Genomic DNA, 19,088 nt, shown 5'->3' on the forward strand with positions numbered 1-19,088 from the left:
AGAAGAAATCCAATAGGGCGCAACCCTACTCCCGATTTGGAACACTGTCCTGCTTTTGGGCCCATTTTTCAAAATCCTTATAGATGATCGGATGGTCCTCAAAATAGCCCCTTGCCCTACCCAAGCTTTCCTTTTTTACTTTAAAAACCTCAGCCTTTTTTTCCTGTTCATAGTTGATAAAATAATAGCCCATATAGCCAAATGCCATAGTGTTTATGCAAATGAAGATGTATAGCATCAACATCTCCCATTTTGGGGTCCATCTAGATTTTTCTATATTTTCCAAGACATTATCCATCCGCTTATTATAAAATTCCAAGTTGATCTTTTGCAGCCTAAAAAAATCTTTTAGTTGAAACTCCAAATGAGAGGTGTCCGCTGTTATTTTTAGGTCATCAAATTTTGTGGATAGTTCTTCCAGTTTACCAATAGAGTTGTTAAACCCGGATATTTCTTGGGTAAGCACTTCCATAATTTCGTCCAGTTTTGCCATGATATTATATTTCCATTCCCAGTCCAATTGATTTCTTAATCGCAATAGTTACCACCTTTCTTGCAATAGTTGCCGCCAGGTTAGGTGATAGCCCAACAGGCTTGCCCAGTAGTTTTACAGTATTTTCCCTAGCCATCTTTTGGGCTACATTTTTATCCCATTCCATATTTCCCGCTATGTTTCCCATCGACATGGAGCGATGTACTTCGCTCCCCTTTAAATTATGCCCCTTATATTCAAATCGGAAACCTTGGAGTTGGTTTTGCTTATTGATACTGGGAATAACCTCCACACCTTTTTTGGCCATATCGCTGATGTACCTGTCAAAATTATTTGGCTTGTCCTTTTCCATAACCTTATCGTGTATCTGTTTTATTTCTCCTCTTACTTGTTGAATCTGGTTCAGTTTTTCCTGCTGCACTTCTTTTACTGTGGTCAGACCCATTTGCTTGGCCACCCTTTCCGCTGCTTGCTGGCTCCTCTTTCCTATAAAACTATCCTTATAGGCATTCCCATTGAAATCGATACGGTTTACATATACGTGGACATGGGTGTGTTCTTTATCCCTATGCACAAAGCCGATGGCCTGGCGTTCCTGTAGTTTCATTTCCTTAAGGAACCTATCAACGATTTCATTGAGGTCTTTGTTCGTCACTCCCTGCCCGTCTTCAATCGTTGGGCTGAGTACAAAACTCAAGGTATTCTTTTGGCAAAGATGGTTCTGCTGCTGGATGACCTTGAACTCTTGAGTGATTTCCTTAGGATTGTCTCCCGATAAATGTTCGCGGTAGACGACTTCTGCCTCCTTTTCCCCGTTCCAACCATAACCCATGGATGCTCCGGTATGCGATATGGATTTTCCCATGCCTATCATTTCCTAAAAGATAAAAGATGTCCACGTATCTCACTGGCCAATTCCACCACTTCATTCGCTAATTTAGGATTGCGTTTTCGAAACATATTTCCGATAAGCTTAAAATTTGTTTCATACTTCGACAGCATCTTGTACATCTCTATTTGTTCTTGGGTCAAACGTTCTATTATCCGATCATCAAAAGCCGCACGACGACAATATTCACTTATGGAAAGTCCACTCCTATCGGCCTTGACCCTTAGCAATTTCTTCTCATAAATAGAACATCTAAACTGTACAAACTCGTTCTTCATTTTTGCATTTCTGAATCCTTACCCTCTAACCCTTTATAAAATACCCATTGAAACTCCATCTGTAATCTCATATCGAAAATCAAGTTATTGGTTCCTATTCTTTTGCGACCCATCGGGAGCAAAAGCAAGATTTGTCATGACAATGACACATCTTGAATTCTCACTCAATCGGATTTTTTACGTCTAAATTCCGTTTCATCATTTTCTACCTATCCAGATACTTTTTACTTGTTAGTACTATTACTAATTAGCTTGTAATTATAGAAATACTACTTCTTTTTTCGTGGCAATTGCTTATTGAATTCCCGATCCAAAAAGTCATCTGATAAATTAGGTTCGCCTAATAACCAAGCATCTATAATATCCTTATCAAAAAATTTCTGGCGGATGTGTTTGTTACCTCCCATGGGGATTAATCGTAACTGGGTCAGTTTGTAGATCTTGCTTTTGGAGAGTCCTGTGTAGGCAACAAGATCATCTACGTTCATCACTTTCTTTTGATGCGAAAGAAGTCCCTTAATATCCCTTAAGAGATCTACCATGTCATTTTCTATTTCCATAATTCTCGCTTTAAAATAGCCGCAATGCGGTCTAACTGTGTTACAAATGTTCGAAGCAAAGAAAGGAGATGCAAGCGGGTGAAAAGAAGAAAAAGGGGAAATCTACCCCATGAAATATTCAAATGTCCCCCAAGAAATCGAAGAATGAATCTATCTGTTGTTCAAATTCATAATTGGGCGGAAACTCATTGTACTTTTTTGAAAGTATCTCTGCCGATATCAAGTTACCCTTATGGTAAATTTTTTGGGATCTTTCAAAGGATTTTAAGCTAATCCCCTTTTTAAGTTGTTTGAACTTATCTAGAATATATTTCAATTGCGGCTGGGTACAGTTAAAATGCAGCACCGAATCGTGTTCATCAAAATCCAGGACCATAACTTCATAAAAATTGGAGAAGCTTGTTAGGTTCTCGTCCAGATATTCATATTGGGTCAAAGAACCATAGATCCTTCTAAGGACACGCTCATTGAAATCCATATTAAAACCTACCAGTTTCATTCGTGAACTTCGGCTTTGATACTTCACTTTCTCTTTATAAGCATCAGAAACCAAAATACCAAAGATTAAAATAACGGAAAACCATATCGGAAGCAATGCCAACCAAAGGTTTTCGTAGGTTTCATAAAGATCGAACGAAAAGTAGACCATAAGTATTCCAAAAAGAATAAGCCCAAAAATCAGTCCATTATAACCTCCTCTCATAAAGGCATTAATGTTCTGGTGGATTTTGTCTTTTCTCCCCTTTACGGCGACCAACCAATTGGCGATATTTTCGATTATCTTTTTCATTTTACAAAAAGCTGATTTCAAGATAATTAAAAGAATTTAGACCTTTTTATATTTTCGATGTTTTGGTTCAAAAAATGGATAGGGATTTACCAGATTTTGTGGGTAGGGGGAAGAAAGGTCAAGCGGCCCTTCGCCGTTTGTTCTTTCTTGCGGCCGAGGAGGTCGGAAAAACCTGCTTATGGCGGCAGGTAGGCCAGAACGGAGGGACTTCCCTTGTGGACCGGCGAAGCGTGTCCGCTAGGGGAGCACTGGAGTGGAAGGGTTTTTCGACTTCCGCAGGGGTTTGGAATATAGAAAGATAAAGAAACACTCTTTTCTCAATTCATAATAAGAAAAATTATGGAACAAATGTATTGTGCGCAATTTCCGTATAACTGAGAAAATTAAACTATTATCCTTCCATTTTGTTAATCCTATCTCTTAAACCTCTCAATTTATTCATTAGTTCGTCAAATGGTTCTGTTTTCCCATAAAACATACTTTCTTGCATTGCCACATAATCCCTTTCCCAATCCTTCATTGCCCGATCAGGCGGTATAAAATCCAATGTTCTTTTAGCATGTTTGGAATAATCTACCCAAGATACTTTAGTGAAAATTTTGCGATGTTGAATGATATTGGAGTATAAATGACTATCTATTAAAGCGCTTTCTCCAAATGGAGTATCCATCAACCTAGAAACATCATATAGATGCCTTGTCATTCGTTCACTAAATATTTCTCTATTTTCTGGCTTTTGAAACTCTTCATGTAAAAGAAAAAGTTTTTCTAAAAATGTTCTTGTGGGGAGGACTGTTGGCACATAAATTATTTCATCCGCAAAAGGTTGTCCATTATACTTTGCACCAATGAAAGAGATGATACCCTTATTTTCAAATGGGTCTCTTAACGACCTTGAACTAATTTCCACTAAAATTCTCGGTACCAAATAGTCTATATGTTCAACAAGCGATTTGTAATGTATTTCTATTGCTAAGGGATCAGTATCAGATAGTACAAATTCACGAACTTCTATTGAAAATTCTCCAACATTTTGTGCATGAAGAGTTTTGGCTAATTCCCCGGGAAACACTTCGCTTGCAAATTTACAAGAAGCCTTTCTCAGGTGAGAAACTTTAGTGCGATTAAGTGTACCACTAAAACCAAAAAAGGATCTGTCCATCGCCAAATCAATATCTTCAGAGAACCTTTCAATTACCCCCCAGGCTTTACTTAAGGATGTACCGCCCTTAAAGACAAGGTGTTCCGCATATGTGGTACTGAAGATGGCACGCAAAACCGTTACAACCCACCAATCCTTTTCAATGGCTGCAGCCGGTAGACCTTTGTCTATACTCGTTTGTATTATAGCTTCTCTCCGGTCGCTTACCGACAGACTAAACCACTCCTTCATTTACTCATTATTTTTTAGTATCTCTTCCATTATTTTTGAAATCCATACCGGTGCCAATTTCATGTCATGTTTGATAAGATCCTTATCGACCGTTTTTAGTACGTCCTTAATTTTTTCAAGCTGATTTCCATCCAAGTTTTTTTGCCCTATTTCTCGCAATGCCTGTATCACCAAAATATTTGTTTCACTTTTGGCCGAAAGAATTTTAGGAGATGCAATTTTATACTTTATAGTGTTATTTTTAATTTTAACAGTTCTAGGAGATCCATCGGTTAAGTATACAAGATTCATAGGAACCTGTGTAGATAATCCCAGTTTATTAAGGGCTTGGATTCCCGTTGGAATTATTCTTGCTTTATCCCTCTTGGAAATCGCCAAAGCAATTTCCTCTAATGATGGGTAAAGCAGCCCCAATTGTTTATGCTCTTTGGGATATAAGTAAATACCTTGTGCCAGTCGAACCAAAAGCCCTTTTTCCTCTAAACGTATTAAAGCTTGCCTGATTGCTGTAGAAGACCCAAATTTAACAAAATTATTCGGGAAAAATATTTTTCCACGCTTGTGATTCAAAATTGCATTTTTTATAAGTTTTTCGGTAGGTACAAGCATTTTAATATATATATTTCGTCACAAATTTAATGAAAATTTGTGACGAAATTACATTGAGATAATAAATAAGATTTTATGGGTACAAAAAGGTATTATAGTCTTTCTAAAGATTAAGCGATGGAAGAACGACAATAGTTCCAAAAACGACAGGCCCTACAATCAGTCCATTATAACCTCTTCTCATAAAGGCGTTAATGTTCCTGTAGATTTTGTCTTTACTCCCGTTCAAAACGACCAACCAATTGGCGATATTTTCGAATATCTTTTTCATTTCTCCTAAAAGCTGGTTTCAAGATAATTAAAAGAATTTAGACCCTTATACATTTTCGATTTTATGGCTCAAAACATGGGTAGGTTTTGCCAGATTTTGTGGGAAGGGAGAAGAAAGGTCAAGCGGCCCTTCGCCGTTTGTGCTTTCGTGAGACCGACGAGGTCGGAAAAACCTGCCTATGGCGACAGGCAGGCCCGAACGGAGGGACTTCCCGAGCGGACCGGCGAAGCGTGTCCGCCAAGGTAGCACTGGAGTGGAAGGGTTTTTCGACTTCCGCAGGGGCATGGAATATAAAAGGATATAGAATAATTCTTTACTCTATTTAACATATGAAAAATTAGGTACATTTTGTATTATTGGTTTAGCCAGTGGCTGAAGTAATAATCAAGAAAGATGGAGCACTGGCGAAATTCCACAAAAGTCATATCTAGTGCCAACTGTAATTCCATTGTGTAAAATATCCCTGAACACATTGTCATTTAAGCGAATTACAAGTTCATGAAACTAATTATAGGTTTGCTACGCAGAGTTTGCTTGCATATGTGTCTATATTTGACCGTTATGCAAAATAGCCGCATACCAACACTTGTTGTTAAAAAAATCAATCCCCCATATGGTAGATTATACTTTACTCAATTCTCAGCGGCTTTGTCCCTGCCATTAAAAGCTCTGCTTTTCGACACTAGTGAGACCTTAATTTAATTGGAAATTCTGGAAAGAAAAATTTCTCTAACTGTTCGTTAGCCCTCCGCTAAATCTAAAATTTTCTCTTATACCAAAATTCTTAACACTTGCTATTAGTATCCTTAGGTTCAAGCTTAACTTTAATTGCTATTAATATTTTGTAAGTAGAAATTAAACTTTGATATTCTTGTTTTCATAGAAGTGCGCTTTGTTTCCGCTAAATTTATAAAAATATAGAAAGTAATTCATTTTCAAATTATTTGCTGTATTCCGATTTTTATAAGAAATTCCTGCTAAAATTATAGTAAAGCTATGTACGAATTAGAAGTTTTAAAAGAAAAATTCCCGATAAAAATGGGTCAACCCCATGTCTTCAGATTTAGACAAGCAAATAAATATACTCTCAGCGAACTTGACGAGGGATATATTTGGTTTTCAAGTAGAGATTCACTGAACGACCCTTTGGACTCAAATCCTGAGTTTGTAAAACTTTCGTCAGATTTTAAAGAACAAAAACTACTTTATGACACCATTGCGGATAGTTTGTTAGATGTTGGAACCAAGCGTTACTTTGATGAAAATATGGATGCTACAAGGTTAATAGAGTTCGCTCAAACGAAAGTCGAGCCCTTTGTCAATAGTTTTGGGATAGCATGTTTTACCATGTACCCAATGAACGAAAAACTATGGGAAATTTATGCAGGCAACCATTCCGGATTATCTTTGCATTTTGACATTAACTTAGATAAAAAGTTTTTCCACAATGTTCTTCCTATTTACTATATTCCGGAAATTCGGACTCGTGAATACAATCCAATCTCGGAACCCGACCATATTGTAGATCTTTTTTATAAAAAAACAGAAGATTGGAGTTATGAAAAGGAGCTAAGGCTTCTTAAAGATCGTACAGGCAGGATACCTTTCAATAGAGAGTCTTTGCAAAATATTATAATTGGTCCAGATACCAAGAAGGATTTCATGGAGCAGATAATTGAAATCGCCAAAGAAAAATACCCAAACGTCAATGTTTATCAAACAGTTAAACCTGTCGTAACCAACAATTTTAAATGTAATTTATTACATGGTAGTGTGTAAATATCTGATATATCATTATGGGATTATGGTTTCCTAAAGTCAACGTCATAAAGATTCTTTCACGCGATAGGCTTTCTATCTTTTTTCTTGATAAGAAAGATACAAAAAATCAAGAAGAAAATATACTTTCACACTCTCTATGTGCCTTGTGACTCTGCCACTTGGGCATTTCAAGCCCTAATAGAGAGCCCTGGGCGATAGCTCTATGTGCTAAGCCACAAATTCATCCGATCTCCGCCCGCATTTTCTTCCGACTCTTGCTCCATTTACTATTGTTTTAACCAAAATATTATGAGTCTAGACATGCTATTCATTCAAAGAGCAAAATAACCTAAATTGAATGTAATTACCTATTTTTGAAATAATTAACATTCTTTTTGAATATGATATTAAATCAACCTAGTGAATTTCAATCCCTCGATGATCTTTTAAATGCTACCTACGATACTATACTTAACAATGGAAAGTCTATTAATAGTAAAAGAGGATTAAATTTAGAAATCACTCAATATGCAGCTACCTTATTAAATCCGAGAGTTAGAACATCAATGTCGTTAGACAGAAAACTCGTTAGAAGTAAATTTGCTGAATTTGCTTGGTATTTATCGAAAGAAAAGGACATTAATTACATAAAACCTTACATTGCAGCATACGATTTAGAGGAACAACAAGATAACAAAATATTAGGCGCTTATGGCCCTAAAATATTTGGTTTAATTAATGGTCAAAAATCACAATTTGAAAGAATTGTAGAACAAATTTTAAAGAGACCTACTACTAAACAGGCATTTTTGACTATTAGCGAAATTGAAGATTACAAATTTAGAAATGACAAATTTGCCAGTCCACCCTGTACAATTGGTTTACATTTTTATGTTCGGAATGATAAGTTAAATCTTTCTACATATATGAGAAGTAATGATGCCTACCTTGGATTACCACATGATTTATTTTGCTTTACTATGTTACAAGAGATAGTATCTTTTCGAACTAATTTACCGTTAGGCAAATACACACATTATGCTACATCAATGCATGTTTACGAAAAACATCGAACTAGAATACGAGAGTATCTTGATGAAGGATTGCATGAACCTATTGAAATGCCTATAATTAAAAGTTGTAGTATGGAAATGTTAAATTTGGTTTCTAAAGAGTTTGATTTTAATATTGCTGAATCAAATTTTGAAGAATTAGATCCTTATTGGCAGGACTACGTTTTATTTTCTAACAGGTATAATAATGATAATATTGAAACGATGTCATGGGAAAATAAATTTAGAAACAAGAATATGAAGTTAATAGCAAAAAATAGTATTGGAAAATAGATGGATATAGATGAGATAGAAATTTTATGGGGCAAAGCAATCAAAGAATTATTAGGTAGTAAACTTGACGGAAATACATTAAGTATTTTAGCAAAACAAACATACGATAGCATTAGAAGAATTGAAATTTATAAATCTTATAAATTAAGAGCTGCAAACGCAGTTAAAGAAAATAAAGATTTTATTCATACATCCAACCCATTTGTATTAGCTCAAAGATTAGATCTAAACCTTCATAATAGATTGTGGGTATTGTATTTAGCTACGTATTTTGGAAAAAGTAATAGGTCCAAATGGACACTATTTAATAGAGCAACTTTTGACCATAAAAATTCAATTATTTTGTTCGATGAAATTAAATTGGACATAAATAAGTATTTCAAATATCTATCGGACTTTGATTTTTTTGAAGGTAGTGCTTACTCAAACCATAGAAAATATACCGCTAAGAATTTAAATGGAGACAAAGGCGTATTTAAAAGTATGGAATATTTTGCTAATAACATTGAGCAGTACCATTCTAATAAACAGATGAAGTTTCATGAGTTGTATTTGTTATCACAAAAAATTCCGAATTTTGGTAGATTAGCTAGTTTTGATTTTTCTAGTTCTTTAGTAAAATGCGGTTTCAATGTCAAAGAACCAGAATCAATGTATGCAGATCATAGTACTGGGCCATTACAAGCAATTGGTCTTATATTAAGATTGACTAATAATGATACATCTGCGAATTCTAAAAAGAAACTAAGTTCTGATTTGGTCAAATGGTTTTCTAAAAGCAGTGATATCTTTATGATAGGTCAAGTATTAGAAGACGCGATATGTAATTGGCAAAAAGATACGAGAAAATATATTAGATATACAGGTTAGTTTTTTTCAAAACTCAACTCTTCTATAAACTTTTCTATACCAACTATAAGGAGCGAGTTTTTCTCTATGTATTTGGGCTACTAGGAGCGCTGCTGAAATATCATAATTAACAGCAAGCGTCAATATATCAGTATAAGAATTGCATTGCCTAATATGATGTTTTACATCTTCTGGAAATAAAAGTGATTCTACATAATTATTTGCTTCGTCTTCCTCATAAATATTATTCGTTTTCAACGATGCCAGTTGGAATTCATCATCGGAGTAATGTATTAAAGGAAATCTGAGATTGTGTAAAATACAATGAGATAATTCGTGAAGAAAAGTAAACCAAAATGCGGCATTATTCTTATATCTATCTGTCACAACAACCAGTCGATAATCTTTCAAAAGGCGTTTTGTGAAACCAGATACACCATATCCAACTTCGCTAGATTTAAACAAAACCACCACTCCATTGTTGAAACAGATTTCTTGAATTTTACCTAAAATTTTTTGTAAATTATTAACTTTGGTAAAAGCGACAATATTTAGTAATGCATCATTCAACGATTCAGCCGAAAATATTCTAACTCTTCCATCATATATTAGTTTTTCGGCTTCTTTCTCACAATCTCTTATCCAATTTGCTATATTAATAGGAGATGGTTCAAATCTTTGAGTTTTACTATATAAAATAATAGGATTCTCAAAATAATCCAGTACCAAATGTTCTAACGATGAATATTGAAAATCGCTAAGTAAATTATTAATGTCAGTTTTCCTTGATGTGCATAGCTCATCTAATATTATTTTATACTCTGAATAAACTTGCTGATTTGATTCAGTTATTTCTTCAATATAATTTTTATACCGATTTGACCAAAAAATTTCTGTTCCTCCTAAAATTTGGGAAAACTGGTATGCAAGTTTGTCACTAAATTTTAGTTGGTCATGTATTAATTTACCAAAATCCTCAACAGTAAGATTTAATATATCTCTGAACTTTTTTAAATCTATATTTAAATCTGATACTCTTCTAAGTATGGTTGCACTTGGAGGTGATATAATTTCGTAATCGTAATTCATTGAAATACTACTTAAAATTATGCTTTTTAGTTAATTCTATTTGTAATCCAACATTAATAATTTTGATGATCTTTATTCTTTCAATTTTATCATCAGTTGGGTTTTTGTGGGTGCTAATTATTTTACAAACTATTTTAAAAACCCCATATTCAATATTGATAATCCATAATTCTTTATCAATATTATATTTGATCGGTGAATCAATTAATTTAGGTGCTGCTTTTAAATCAGCTATAATCGCTCGTATTTCTTTTATTTCATCAGTAGTAAAACTCGAATTCACGGACGCAGGCCTCAATAATAGGCAACATTCTCTGATTTCATCATTTTCATATGATATAAACATTGCATAAAGTTATCATTTTTGAACTAGAATATCCTTATTAATTTTGAAATGATAAATATAGATTCTATTGCATTCCACTCCTCTCCCTATGGTTGGCTCGTATAATCAGCCCGCCAGTTCCTAAGCAGATACCTACCTGAAGGTTATGGGGGCATTCAGGCGAGTGCTTATTATTTATATAAAGATATTCATAAATCTTGAATGTGATTGGGCTAACGCCTAATCTCATTCTTTGATTTCATTACCTTTTTAACAAAGAGTCTGTAGAAAAAAAATTAAAGAAAGTGAAGTGCAAAATACTTGGCTGTACAAATTAAAGTTTCAAAGCGCAGAACCTTAGAGTACAAAGTATAACAACAGAATTAGTTTGAGATAGAGTTTTCAAGGAAAATTTGCAACTGAAAAGCCTGTCTCTCAAATATATAAAATTTTAACAAGTAATAATTTATAGAAAGCTTTTTGAAAATAAGAATATGTAGTATAACATTTATAAATAGATACCTTTCTGGCAAATTTTTTAATTAAATTTTTATGCAAATATCAATGTTGAATACTAAATATCAGATATATATAATATTTTTTCATAATTTTAGGAGTACCATCTAACCAACTATTATGAAAACTTCAAACAAAATAAAATTTGTAGGAACACTTTTACTCTTTTTCTTTCCAATCCTAATTGTTAATGGTGGTTTTCTAGGAGATTTAGGTAAGCCTTTTAAAAGCTTTGCTGGATCTTTCATGGGAGATGTGGCAGAGTTTTCTGGTATGGGCGGCTTTATATCTGGTTCTTTTGGGCCATCGATTGAAGAATTTCACGATGGTAACGAGAAGAACATAAAACTTTTAAATAGTTCGCTAGATGAAAGATTGAAACAATTCGATGAAATTTTAGGTGAAAATATTGAACAACTTGATTATATATTTTCTAGCTCTTTAGAATTAGCAAATATTAAAATTCGAGAAAATATAGATTTATTAGATGAGAAGACTGAAAAAAATATAGATAATCTAGATTCCGGTTTTACCTATAATTCTGTTCTGCTGACATCCCGAATATGGTCAATAGCGCAAGCATTTATAATTGGAACTGGGCTAGTAATATTATTGCTTTTTGTGTTTAAAATATTTTTTCGTTTTGAAAACAAAAAGACTACTAAGGAGAAACTAATTATATCCTCCTTATATGCTGGTTCATTTATTGTATTTGTTGTATTAGTTATATTATTAGCAAGTCCAAGCGGTTTTCTTAGACAGAGCTTTAATAAAGAATATACCTCTTTGTTAGATGTTTATTCCAAAACATATCAAGACCATTATGAAGCTCAGGATTATCGAAGTGCATATTTAATATCAAATAAATTAGCCCGCCTAGATAAAACAGAGGACAAATACGGCTATTACTTTCATAAGAGTTCTTTACTAAGGCATATACTACATAATGATAATCCCAGTTTTGCATACAACCTTGATAACTATGGATTAGCAGGAGAGGTCAGACTCTTCTTAAACAAATATGAATTAATTGCCGCAGAAGAACTTGATCCAGATTTTTATGTGATTTTAGCCAAAATTTACTCTCAAATCAATGCTAATAACAAAGGTGACTTCATTGCATATTATTTATCTACAAAGGCATATCGATGCTCTGATAAACGAACTACAGATGAACAGATTAAAAGATTTCCATTTACCTTAAAACCTATAGCATATAGCTTCATCAAAAAGTATGAAAACAGAAGATTGCCTCTTAGCATAGAAGATTCTATAATCAGAGATGCTTTCGAAGACAAGTATTACGATTATGGTTTATTGAAACCAACAAAAGAAGACTTCGTTAATGATAAAATATTTTATGAAATTATTGGCGAATACAAACCTGAGATACCGTCAAGATTAGATTACAACATAAAGAATTTTGAGGATATTTCTAAATTAACGACAATAAACCATACAAATTATTTGAATATTCTTCAAAGCAAACCAGAAGATGAAGAAAGCAAAGTAAAATATGCCACTAACATAGTAGAGAATTGGATTGAACTTTTGACTAAATATCAAAATTCTGATTCAATACAATTATCGATAAAAAATCAGCTGTTGGTCAATGATTATTATTTTTCATTTTCCGACAGCATTATTTTGAAGAATAAAATAGTTAATGCAACGCTTGACGAATTCAAAAACGATTTGGCAAAAAAAACAGATAGAATTAAAATTAATTTTCAGAACAGCGACAATAATCAAATCCAACAAGACATAGATAAGTTATCATTAATTAGAAAATACTTATTATTTCAATTAATTGACGAGCACAAAGAAATCATCTACGCAAATAATAATTCTGCATTCAAAAAATCTCAATTTTGGTACTTTTTGCAACTAGAATCTAACAGACACAAGAAATTACAAAGTCGATTTTATAAATTCGAACAACTCTATGAATTCATCCAACAAGCTGATCATGAAGGTCTGTCAGCCGAAAATTTCAATAAGTTTTATGAGGCTTCCGAACTTGCTTCTATTTTGAATATTTATGATTATGAGGTTTTTTCTAAAAAGGAATTAATAAACGCTAAAAATGGTTACTTATCTGTACATATTTTAGATAAACTCTACAATGAGAAAAAGGAATATTTAAAACGCTTTCCTCAAGAGAAACTAAAGTTTGATAACAATAAAAAAATAGTGCTAGGCAATCTTCTAAATCAAATGAATCTTATTAATTAATAAAATGAAAAAATTGATGTTCAAACCAATATTAGCTTTAATTGTAACTATTATTTTATTAGTTTCATGTGATGGTTGCAAAAACGGAAAACCTGATAAAAATGCTTATCAACAACCTTACCTTTTAGATAATAAAAAATGTGAATGCCCCTGTACTGATGGTTATATCTCAGGCATTGAATACCAAATTATAAATCCGAATATCCAAAGTGTAAACCAGGAATACGAAGAATACATATATAATTTGGGCAATCTTACTTTTACTTATGAAAAGTCAATAACAATTCCGGCTAAAGATACTATTTCATTAGGATGCCAAAAACATCAAAATAATTTTTATACTCGAAATTTTAAATTAGTTTATTAATTCCTGTTCACATACATATTACACTCCCCTCCTGTCGTCGGGTCGCGTAATAAGTGTCCTATTACCTTTCAAAAAGAACTATTTAGAAGAAAAATTCTAAAGAAGTGAAGGGTAAAATACTCTAGCGCACCAACTCGCTCAAAAAAGTAAAGATTCACAATCTTTACTTTTTAAACCGTACCCAAATGAATTCTTTTAAGCGGCTCACAACGTTATAGAACAACTCAGGAGATTTCTTCAGCCCTAACTTTCTTTAGCTTCAATGTGGCCATCAAATTCTGCATATCTTCCCCTACCTTCTTTTCAACGACCCTAGCATAAATCTGAGTTGTAGACAATTTGGTATGCCCCAAAAGTTTTGAAACCGTTTCAATTGGCACCCCATTGGAAAGCGTAATCGCCGTGGCAAAAGTATGCCGTGCCACATGAAAAGTCACTTTTTTTCTAATACCGCAGACGTTTGCGATATCTCTTAATGTACGGTTAATCATTTGGTTGCTGTAAATAGGTAATAATCTTCCATTTTCAAGCAGACTAGCATTGCTTTTATATTTATCAATGATTTCCATGGCCTTGGGTAGCAAAGGAATCTTCAAAGGTTCATCTGTCTTTGTTCTTTTAGTATATAACCAATCGTTACCGTCCATTCCTTTTACCAAATGGTCAATTTTCAGCTCGCTTACATCGATAAAAGATAAACCTGTATAACAGGCAAAAATGAACAGGTCCTTAACATGTTGGGTACTTGGAACTTTAAAGGTCGTTTCTTCAATGAGTTGTAGTTCCCGTTCGGTCAGAAATTGACGTTCTGTTTTTTCAAAACGCAGTTTATAATTGATAAAGGGGTCTTTTTCCAGCCATTCCAATTTTACGGCCAATCTTGACATTTTTTTAAGCCGTTCCATATGCTTCATGGCGCCGTTATTAGTACAACCCATTCGTGTTGCCGGTTTATACTTACGTATATATTGTTCAAAATCTACAATAAAACCATAATTCAGTTTTTTTAGAGGTATATCCTCAACGCCCATTTTCTCTTTTAAAAATTCCTTGATACAACGTTCCGTACTATAGTAGTTCTTCATAGTTCCTTTTCTAAGGACGCTGATCATGGAAGTATTGTGATAGCTTATCAAGTCGAGCAGGGACTTGCCCCTATCATCCTCTCCTAAATATCTGGCCTTTATTCCCGCAGAGGTGATGTCAACTTCCTCCTGCAAAAGTTGCCGATGTGCCTCGTGCAATCCCGTAAAAACTTGGTCCATATACTTGTTTAGCGAGATAACGTACTTGGAAAATCCTTTCCCTCTTTTACGTTTTTCGTCCCAAAGGGACACTGGCAATTCCCGATTTAGATTGAATTCGGCTCTTTTTCCATCTACTGTCACGCGGGCGTAAATCTTAATGGTGTCAATTTTAGAAGTGAGTTTCCTAACGACAAATACGACTGATAATCTACTGTTTTCTAACATGTTACATAGCTTTAAATTAGTAAATAAAATGGTAAAAACACAAGGTTAAATACCTACAAAAGCTACTTCAATGTACAAAAAATACTGTGGTTTCAAAATCCCTTTATGGACACCAGAGAGGTGTTTTCAGGTAGTTTGAAGAGGTTTCATCTGGACCCCATAAAAACATAAAACGTTGCAAATCAGGTGATTTGCAACGTCATGCCACTAGATGAAACTAGTTGAGTCGGGATGACAGGATTTGAACCTGCGACCACACGGCCCCCAGCCGTGTACGCTACCGGACTGCGCCACATCCCGAAAATTACTTTTCGTCGAGATATCGTTTGATACCCCTTTTCTTTATCTTTCTTTCCAACTGCACTGCCTCGATTCGATCGGTACAGGGAAAAGTTTTTATCAAAATCCAAGGCCTGCCCTTAGATGTATACTTTTTACCACCACTATTGTGGGTAACAAGTCGTTTTTCAACATTGTTCGTCTGACCCACATAATACCTGTCGGCCATTTCACTGAACAATATATAAACTACATAATCCATTATTTCAAACGACCATCACGCCCAAGGCGTGATACGCTACCGGTCTGTCCCGCTCCTTCGCGGGAACTGCGCCACATCCCGAAAAATTACTTTTCGTCCAGATATCGTTTGATACCTCTATTCTTTATCTTTCTTTCTCATTGCACCGCCTCAATTCGATCGGTACATGAATAAGTTTTTATAAAATTCCAAGGTCTGCCCTTGGATGTATACTTTTTACCACCACTATTGTGGGTAGCAATTCGCTTTTCAATATTGTTGGTCTCGCCCACATTATACCTGTCGGCAGTTTCACTGAACAATATGTAAACTATATATTCCATAATGTCAAGCGACCATCACGCCAAGGGCGTGATACGCTACCGGTCTGTCCCGCTCCTTCGCGGGAACTGCGCCACATCCCGATGCTACAATTTGCTCAATACTCAATATTCTTTTTCAGAACCTTCATTAAAAATGAATCCTCTGTGGGGCAGCCTGTCCTGAGCTTAGACTAAGGGCCACATCCCTAAAATGAGATTGCAAAAATAGGAAAGATCAAACAATTAAACCCTAAACTTTTGGCAAAAAAAATGATTTTTTTTGCTCACTACACTGATCGGGGTATATCAAAAGCATATCTCCCAAATTAGACCTGAATTAACTTGACGATTAACGCATTGGACCTGCATTTGTTACCTGGCATTTGAAAGATGTTGGACAATTAAAAAATAAACACTAATTTGAAATTTTTATTCATCAAACAATCAATCTGTAATAATCTTAGTAAAATCCACTTATGATGCTTAAACGATTAATCCTTTACTTGTTCCTAACGGGTTCCTTTGTTTCAATTGGACAATCCACCAATGAAAAATTAATACGACTACAGTACAAGGATACCACCAGCACAAAAGATCTGGCAGTTGGACTTTGGGCCAATCCCTTACCCATGGATTACGATCAGGACGGAGACATTGACCTCGTAATTTCCTGTACAGATGTTCCCTTTAACGGTACCTTTTTATTTAAAAATAGCACTAGCGACCAAAACGGAAATCCCATATTTGATACCCCCGTTAAAATTGGTGCCGGTATGCGCAATGTATCCATTTCATATGTGGAAGGAGAACCACGTGTGCTTGGGTCCGGGTTGGAATATGACAATTTCAGAAGATATGGATATACAAGACCCGAAGGCCTTTACCAGGCAGCCGAGATTCTTGACCTTCACAAAGAGAGATTTAACGATTGGAAATATGTTGATTATGACAATGACGGAGATATGGATCTCATTGTAGGTATAGATGATTGGAGCGAATATGGTTGGGACAATGCTTTTAACGAAAAAGGCGAATGGACCAATGGAGACCTACGCGGATACTTGTATTTATTAACCAATGACCAAGGAAAATATAGAAATGATGGTAAAATATTGGCTGGAAACCAGCCTATTGATGTATATGGCAACACCACACCCAATATTGCCGATTTTGATGGGGATGGGGACTTGGATATTATTTGTGGAGAGTTCGTAGATAGATTTACCTATTTTGAAAATACAGGAAACCGTAAAAATCCTACTTACGCCAAAGGAAGATTTTTGGAGAATACCTCTGGCATCCTCAAAATGGACTTGGAAATGATGAGGCCTGTAGCCTTGGATTGGAACAATGATAACAAAATCGACCTTGTGGTTGGTGACGAAGATGGCAGAGTGGTGTTTATTGAAAACACAGGATCGGTAAAGGACAATATGCCTATTTTTATGTCGCCGGTATATATTCAGCAAAAAAGTCAAAATCTAAAATTTGGGGCCTTGGTAACTCCTTTCAGTGTGGATTGGGATAATGACGGGGATGAAGACCTGATCTGTGGAAATTCGGCAGGTTATATTGGCTTTATAGAGAATTTGGACGGGAGTGAAAACCCGGATTTTAAAGAGCCTGTTTATCTGGAGGCCGATGGAGCAGTAATACGAATAATGGCCGGGGAAAGTGGTTCCATTCAAGGTCCGGCCGAACGCAAGTGGGGTTATACCACCCTAACGGTAGCCGATTGGGACGGGGATGGTCTAATGGATATTGTACTAAATTCCATTTTTGGTAGAGTTGAATGGTATAAAAATATAGGCTCAAAAGGTGCTCCCAAACTAACCAAAATGGGAGGTGTTAAGGTAGCTTGGGCCAAAAAGGCAGTTCCTAAACCTAAATGGAACTGGTGGAATCCAGAAAAAGACGAATTGGCTACACAATGGAGGACCACTCCCTACGCAATAGACTGGAACAAGGACGGACTAATGGACTTGGTAATGTTGGATCACGAAGGTTATTTGGCGTTTTATGAACGGTTCAAAAAGAGAGGTAAACTATATCTAAAACCAGGTCAACGTATCTTCAAAAATGCAGATGGTAGTATTGGCAACGATTTGCTGCGCTTAACGGAACGGGAAGCAGGAGGTAGTGGTCGTAGGAAAATTCAATTTACGGATTGGGATGGGGATGGGGACCTAGACCTTTTGGCCAATAGTGAGAATGTTGAATGGTACGAAAACATAGGCGTAACCAACGATAGTACTGTTTATAAGAAAAGAGGGAACCTGATTAACACCAAATTGGCTGGCCATACCACCAGTCCAACCGTGGTGGATTGGGACAAGGATGGTAAACCAAACTTATTGATCGGGGCAGAAGACGGACATTTTTATTATTTAAAAAATTAAAGTCGAATATTCTAAAATTGTGGCTATCTAGTCGACAGCTAAAAGTGGGATTAATTTAAATTGGATAGTTTTAGGGAATTTTACATACACATACATGTATGTATAACATCCACTTCCGATTGAGTAAAACCGTATTCCCAAAACATTTGATCGGAGAAAAAAATACTATTCCAGTAACCCCAACATATCCCACTTAAATAGGCTTGGCAAGCTAGACATATTATTTTTAGGGAAGAATCATGTTTAGCGTTGTTAAATGCGATAAAGTAAAAGCCTAGACATTGCTGCATCGGGATTTGAAGAAACAAAACTGGCAATGAAAATATTATTCTAAAACAAGGACTTTCGATACGCGATATAATGGTCTGGGAATTGTAGAGAATCCTAAAAATATCTGCCCGATTTCAAAACCGAACCTCTCTTCGCTATAGCTCCACAAGTTACATGGAGTTTTAAACTTTAAGTGGCGCCTTATTAAAAAGGCACCTTCAGAAGTAGATTAAACACTTGATATTCAGCATATTAATTCGTATTTTAGATAAAACAAAACCCCGAATATGAGTCTCCAGCTCTAAAAACGGGGTATTATCTTAATTACGTATG

Annotated in this window: 21 protein-coding genes and 1 tRNA gene; 8 read left to right on the forward strand and 14 right to left on the reverse strand. The window is 35.0% G+C overall.

From position 1 onward, the window contains the following. Positions 1–25: 25 nt before the first annotated feature. The 5 genes from QSE00_RS22480 to QSE00_RS22500 form a co-directional block, all read right to left on the reverse strand. Complete coding sequence (locus QSE00_RS22480) at positions 26–493, reverse strand: DUF6730 family protein (RefSeq protein WP_286107598.1); 468 nt, start codon at positions 491–493, stop codon at positions 26–28. Between the two features lie 4 nt (positions 494–497). Beyond that, the gene (locus tag QSE00_RS22485; RefSeq protein WP_353477492.1) at positions 498–1,358 is read right to left on the reverse strand and encodes a relaxase/mobilization nuclease domain-containing protein; all 861 of its coding nucleotides are present in this window, start codon (positions 1,356–1,358) and stop codon (positions 498–500) included. Between the two features lie 5 nt (positions 1,359–1,363). Further along, complete coding sequence (mbpA, locus tag QSE00_RS22490) at positions 1,364–1,660, reverse strand: mobilization protein MbpA (protein WP_286107600.1); 297 nt, start codon at positions 1,658–1,660, stop codon at positions 1,364–1,366. 269 nt (positions 1,661–1,929) lie between these two features. Continuing rightward, entirely contained in the window at positions 1,930–2,220 is a 291-nt protein-coding gene (locus QSE00_RS22495) for a helix-turn-helix transcriptional regulator (protein WP_286107601.1), read from the reverse strand. 118 nt (positions 2,221–2,338) lie between these two features. Then, a complete protein-coding gene (locus QSE00_RS22500) occupies positions 2,339–3,010 on the reverse strand; it encodes a hypothetical protein (protein WP_286107602.1) in 672 nt (223 codons plus the stop codon). Positions 3,011–3,084: 74 nt separating this feature from the next. On the opposite strand from QSE00_RS22500, the gene QSE00_RS22505 reads away from it, so the two are divergent. Continuing rightward, a complete protein-coding gene (locus QSE00_RS22505) occupies positions 3,085–3,312 on the forward strand; it encodes a hypothetical protein (protein ID WP_286107603.1) in 228 nt (75 codons plus the stop codon). Positions 3,313–3,401: 89 nt separating this feature from the next. Here the strand turns inward: QSE00_RS22505 and QSE00_RS22510 are convergent, their stop codons facing one another. The 3 genes from QSE00_RS22510 to QSE00_RS22520 form a co-directional block, all read right to left on the reverse strand. Further along, the gene (locus QSE00_RS22510; RefSeq protein ID WP_286107604.1) at positions 3,402–4,403 is read right to left on the reverse strand and encodes a nucleotidyl transferase AbiEii/AbiGii toxin family protein; all 1,002 of its coding nucleotides are present in this window, start codon (positions 4,401–4,403) and stop codon (positions 3,402–3,404) included. Continuing rightward, positions 4,404–5,012 (reverse strand): DUF6088 family protein, encoded by a 609-nt coding sequence (locus QSE00_RS22515; protein WP_093978900.1) that lies wholly within the window; start codon positions 5,010–5,012, stop codon positions 4,404–4,406. It abuts the gene before it with no gap. A gap of 103 nt (positions 5,013–5,115) precedes the next feature. Then, positions 5,116–5,283, reverse strand: a complete 168-nt coding sequence (locus QSE00_RS22520) for a hypothetical protein (RefSeq protein WP_286107605.1) — start codon at positions 5,281–5,283, stop codon at positions 5,116–5,118. Positions 5,284–5,369: 86 nt separating this feature from the next. Between QSE00_RS22520 and QSE00_RS22525 the strand changes: the two genes are divergently transcribed. The 4 genes from QSE00_RS22525 to QSE00_RS22540 all read left to right on the forward strand — a co-directional run bounded on the left by QSE00_RS22525 (position 5,370) and on the right by QSE00_RS22540 (position 9,260). After that, a complete protein-coding gene (locus QSE00_RS22525) occupies positions 5,370–5,609 on the forward strand; it encodes a hypothetical protein (RefSeq protein ID WP_286107606.1) in 240 nt (79 codons plus the stop codon). A gap of 670 nt (positions 5,610–6,279) precedes the next feature. Next, on the forward strand, positions 6,280–7,062 hold the full coding sequence (locus QSE00_RS22530; protein ID WP_286107607.1) for a DUF2971 domain-containing protein: 783 nt from the start codon (positions 6,280–6,282) through the stop codon (positions 7,060–7,062). A 383-nt stretch (positions 7,063–7,445) separates the two neighbouring features. Continuing rightward, positions 7,446–8,390: a thymidylate synthase gene (locus QSE00_RS22535; protein WP_286107608.1), complete on the forward strand. Its 945-nt coding sequence runs from the start codon at positions 7,446–7,448 to the stop codon at positions 8,388–8,390. Beyond that, positions 8,391–9,260, forward strand: coding sequence for an alpha-glutamyl/putrescinyl thymine pyrophosphorylase clade 3 protein (locus QSE00_RS22540; protein ID WP_286107609.1), 870 nt, complete (start codon positions 8,391–8,393; stop codon positions 9,258–9,260). It begins immediately after the preceding gene. A gap of 6 nt (positions 9,261–9,266) precedes the next feature. On the opposite strand, the gene QSE00_RS22545 is transcribed toward QSE00_RS22540, so the two are convergent. Together QSE00_RS22545 and QSE00_RS22550 are read right to left on the reverse strand one after the other, a co-directional pair. After that, a complete protein-coding gene (locus QSE00_RS22545; RefSeq protein ID WP_286107610.1) occupies positions 9,267–10,328 on the reverse strand; it encodes an ImmA/IrrE family metallo-endopeptidase in 1,062 nt (353 codons plus the stop codon). Between the two features lie 7 nt (positions 10,329–10,335). Beyond that, positions 10,336–10,674: a hypothetical protein gene (locus tag QSE00_RS22550; RefSeq protein ID WP_286107611.1), complete on the reverse strand. Its 339-nt coding sequence runs from the start codon at positions 10,672–10,674 to the stop codon at positions 10,336–10,338. Positions 10,675–11,289: 615 nt separating this feature from the next. Between QSE00_RS22550 and QSE00_RS22555 the strand changes: the two genes are divergently transcribed. Further along, on the forward strand, positions 11,290–13,404 hold the full coding sequence (locus QSE00_RS22555; RefSeq protein ID WP_286107612.1) for an ATP synthase subunit I: 2,115 nt from the start codon (positions 11,290–11,292) through the stop codon (positions 13,402–13,404). 4 nt (positions 13,405–13,408) lie between these two features. Further along, the gene (locus QSE00_RS22560) at positions 13,409–13,771 is read left to right on the forward strand and encodes a hypothetical protein (RefSeq protein ID WP_286107613.1); all 363 of its coding nucleotides are present in this window, start codon (positions 13,409–13,411) and stop codon (positions 13,769–13,771) included. 224 nt (positions 13,772–13,995) lie between these two features. On the opposite strand, the gene QSE00_RS22565 is transcribed toward QSE00_RS22560, so the two are convergent. From QSE00_RS22565 to QSE00_RS22580, 4 genes are all read right to left on the reverse strand, one after another. Next, on the reverse strand, positions 13,996–15,243 hold the full coding sequence (locus tag QSE00_RS22565) for a site-specific integrase (RefSeq protein ID WP_286107614.1): 1,248 nt from the start codon (positions 15,241–15,243) through the stop codon (positions 13,996–13,998). A gap of 226 nt (positions 15,244–15,469) precedes the next feature. Beyond that, a tRNA-Pro gene (locus QSE00_RS22570) sits at positions 15,470–15,543 on the reverse strand. 4 nt (positions 15,544–15,547) lie between these two features. After that, entirely contained in the window at positions 15,548–15,784 is a 237-nt protein-coding gene (locus QSE00_RS22575) for a GIY-YIG nuclease family protein (protein ID WP_286107615.1), read from the reverse strand. Positions 15,785–15,921: 137 nt separating this feature from the next. Beyond that, positions 15,922–16,107: a GIY-YIG nuclease family protein gene (locus tag QSE00_RS22580; protein WP_110356405.1), complete on the reverse strand. Its 186-nt coding sequence runs from the start codon at positions 16,105–16,107 to the stop codon at positions 15,922–15,924. A 455-nt stretch (positions 16,108–16,562) separates the two neighbouring features. On the opposite strand from QSE00_RS22580, the gene QSE00_RS22585 reads away from it, so the two are divergent. Beyond that, complete coding sequence (locus tag QSE00_RS22585) at positions 16,563–18,485, forward strand: FG-GAP repeat domain-containing protein (protein ID WP_286107616.1); 1,923 nt, start codon at positions 16,563–16,565, stop codon at positions 18,483–18,485. The last annotated feature ends 603 nt before the right edge of the window (positions 18,486–19,088 follow it).

The organism is Arenibacter flavimaris, assembly GCF_030291335.1.
Lineage (GTDB): Bacteria > Bacteroidota > Bacteroidia > Flavobacteriales > Flavobacteriaceae > Arenibacter.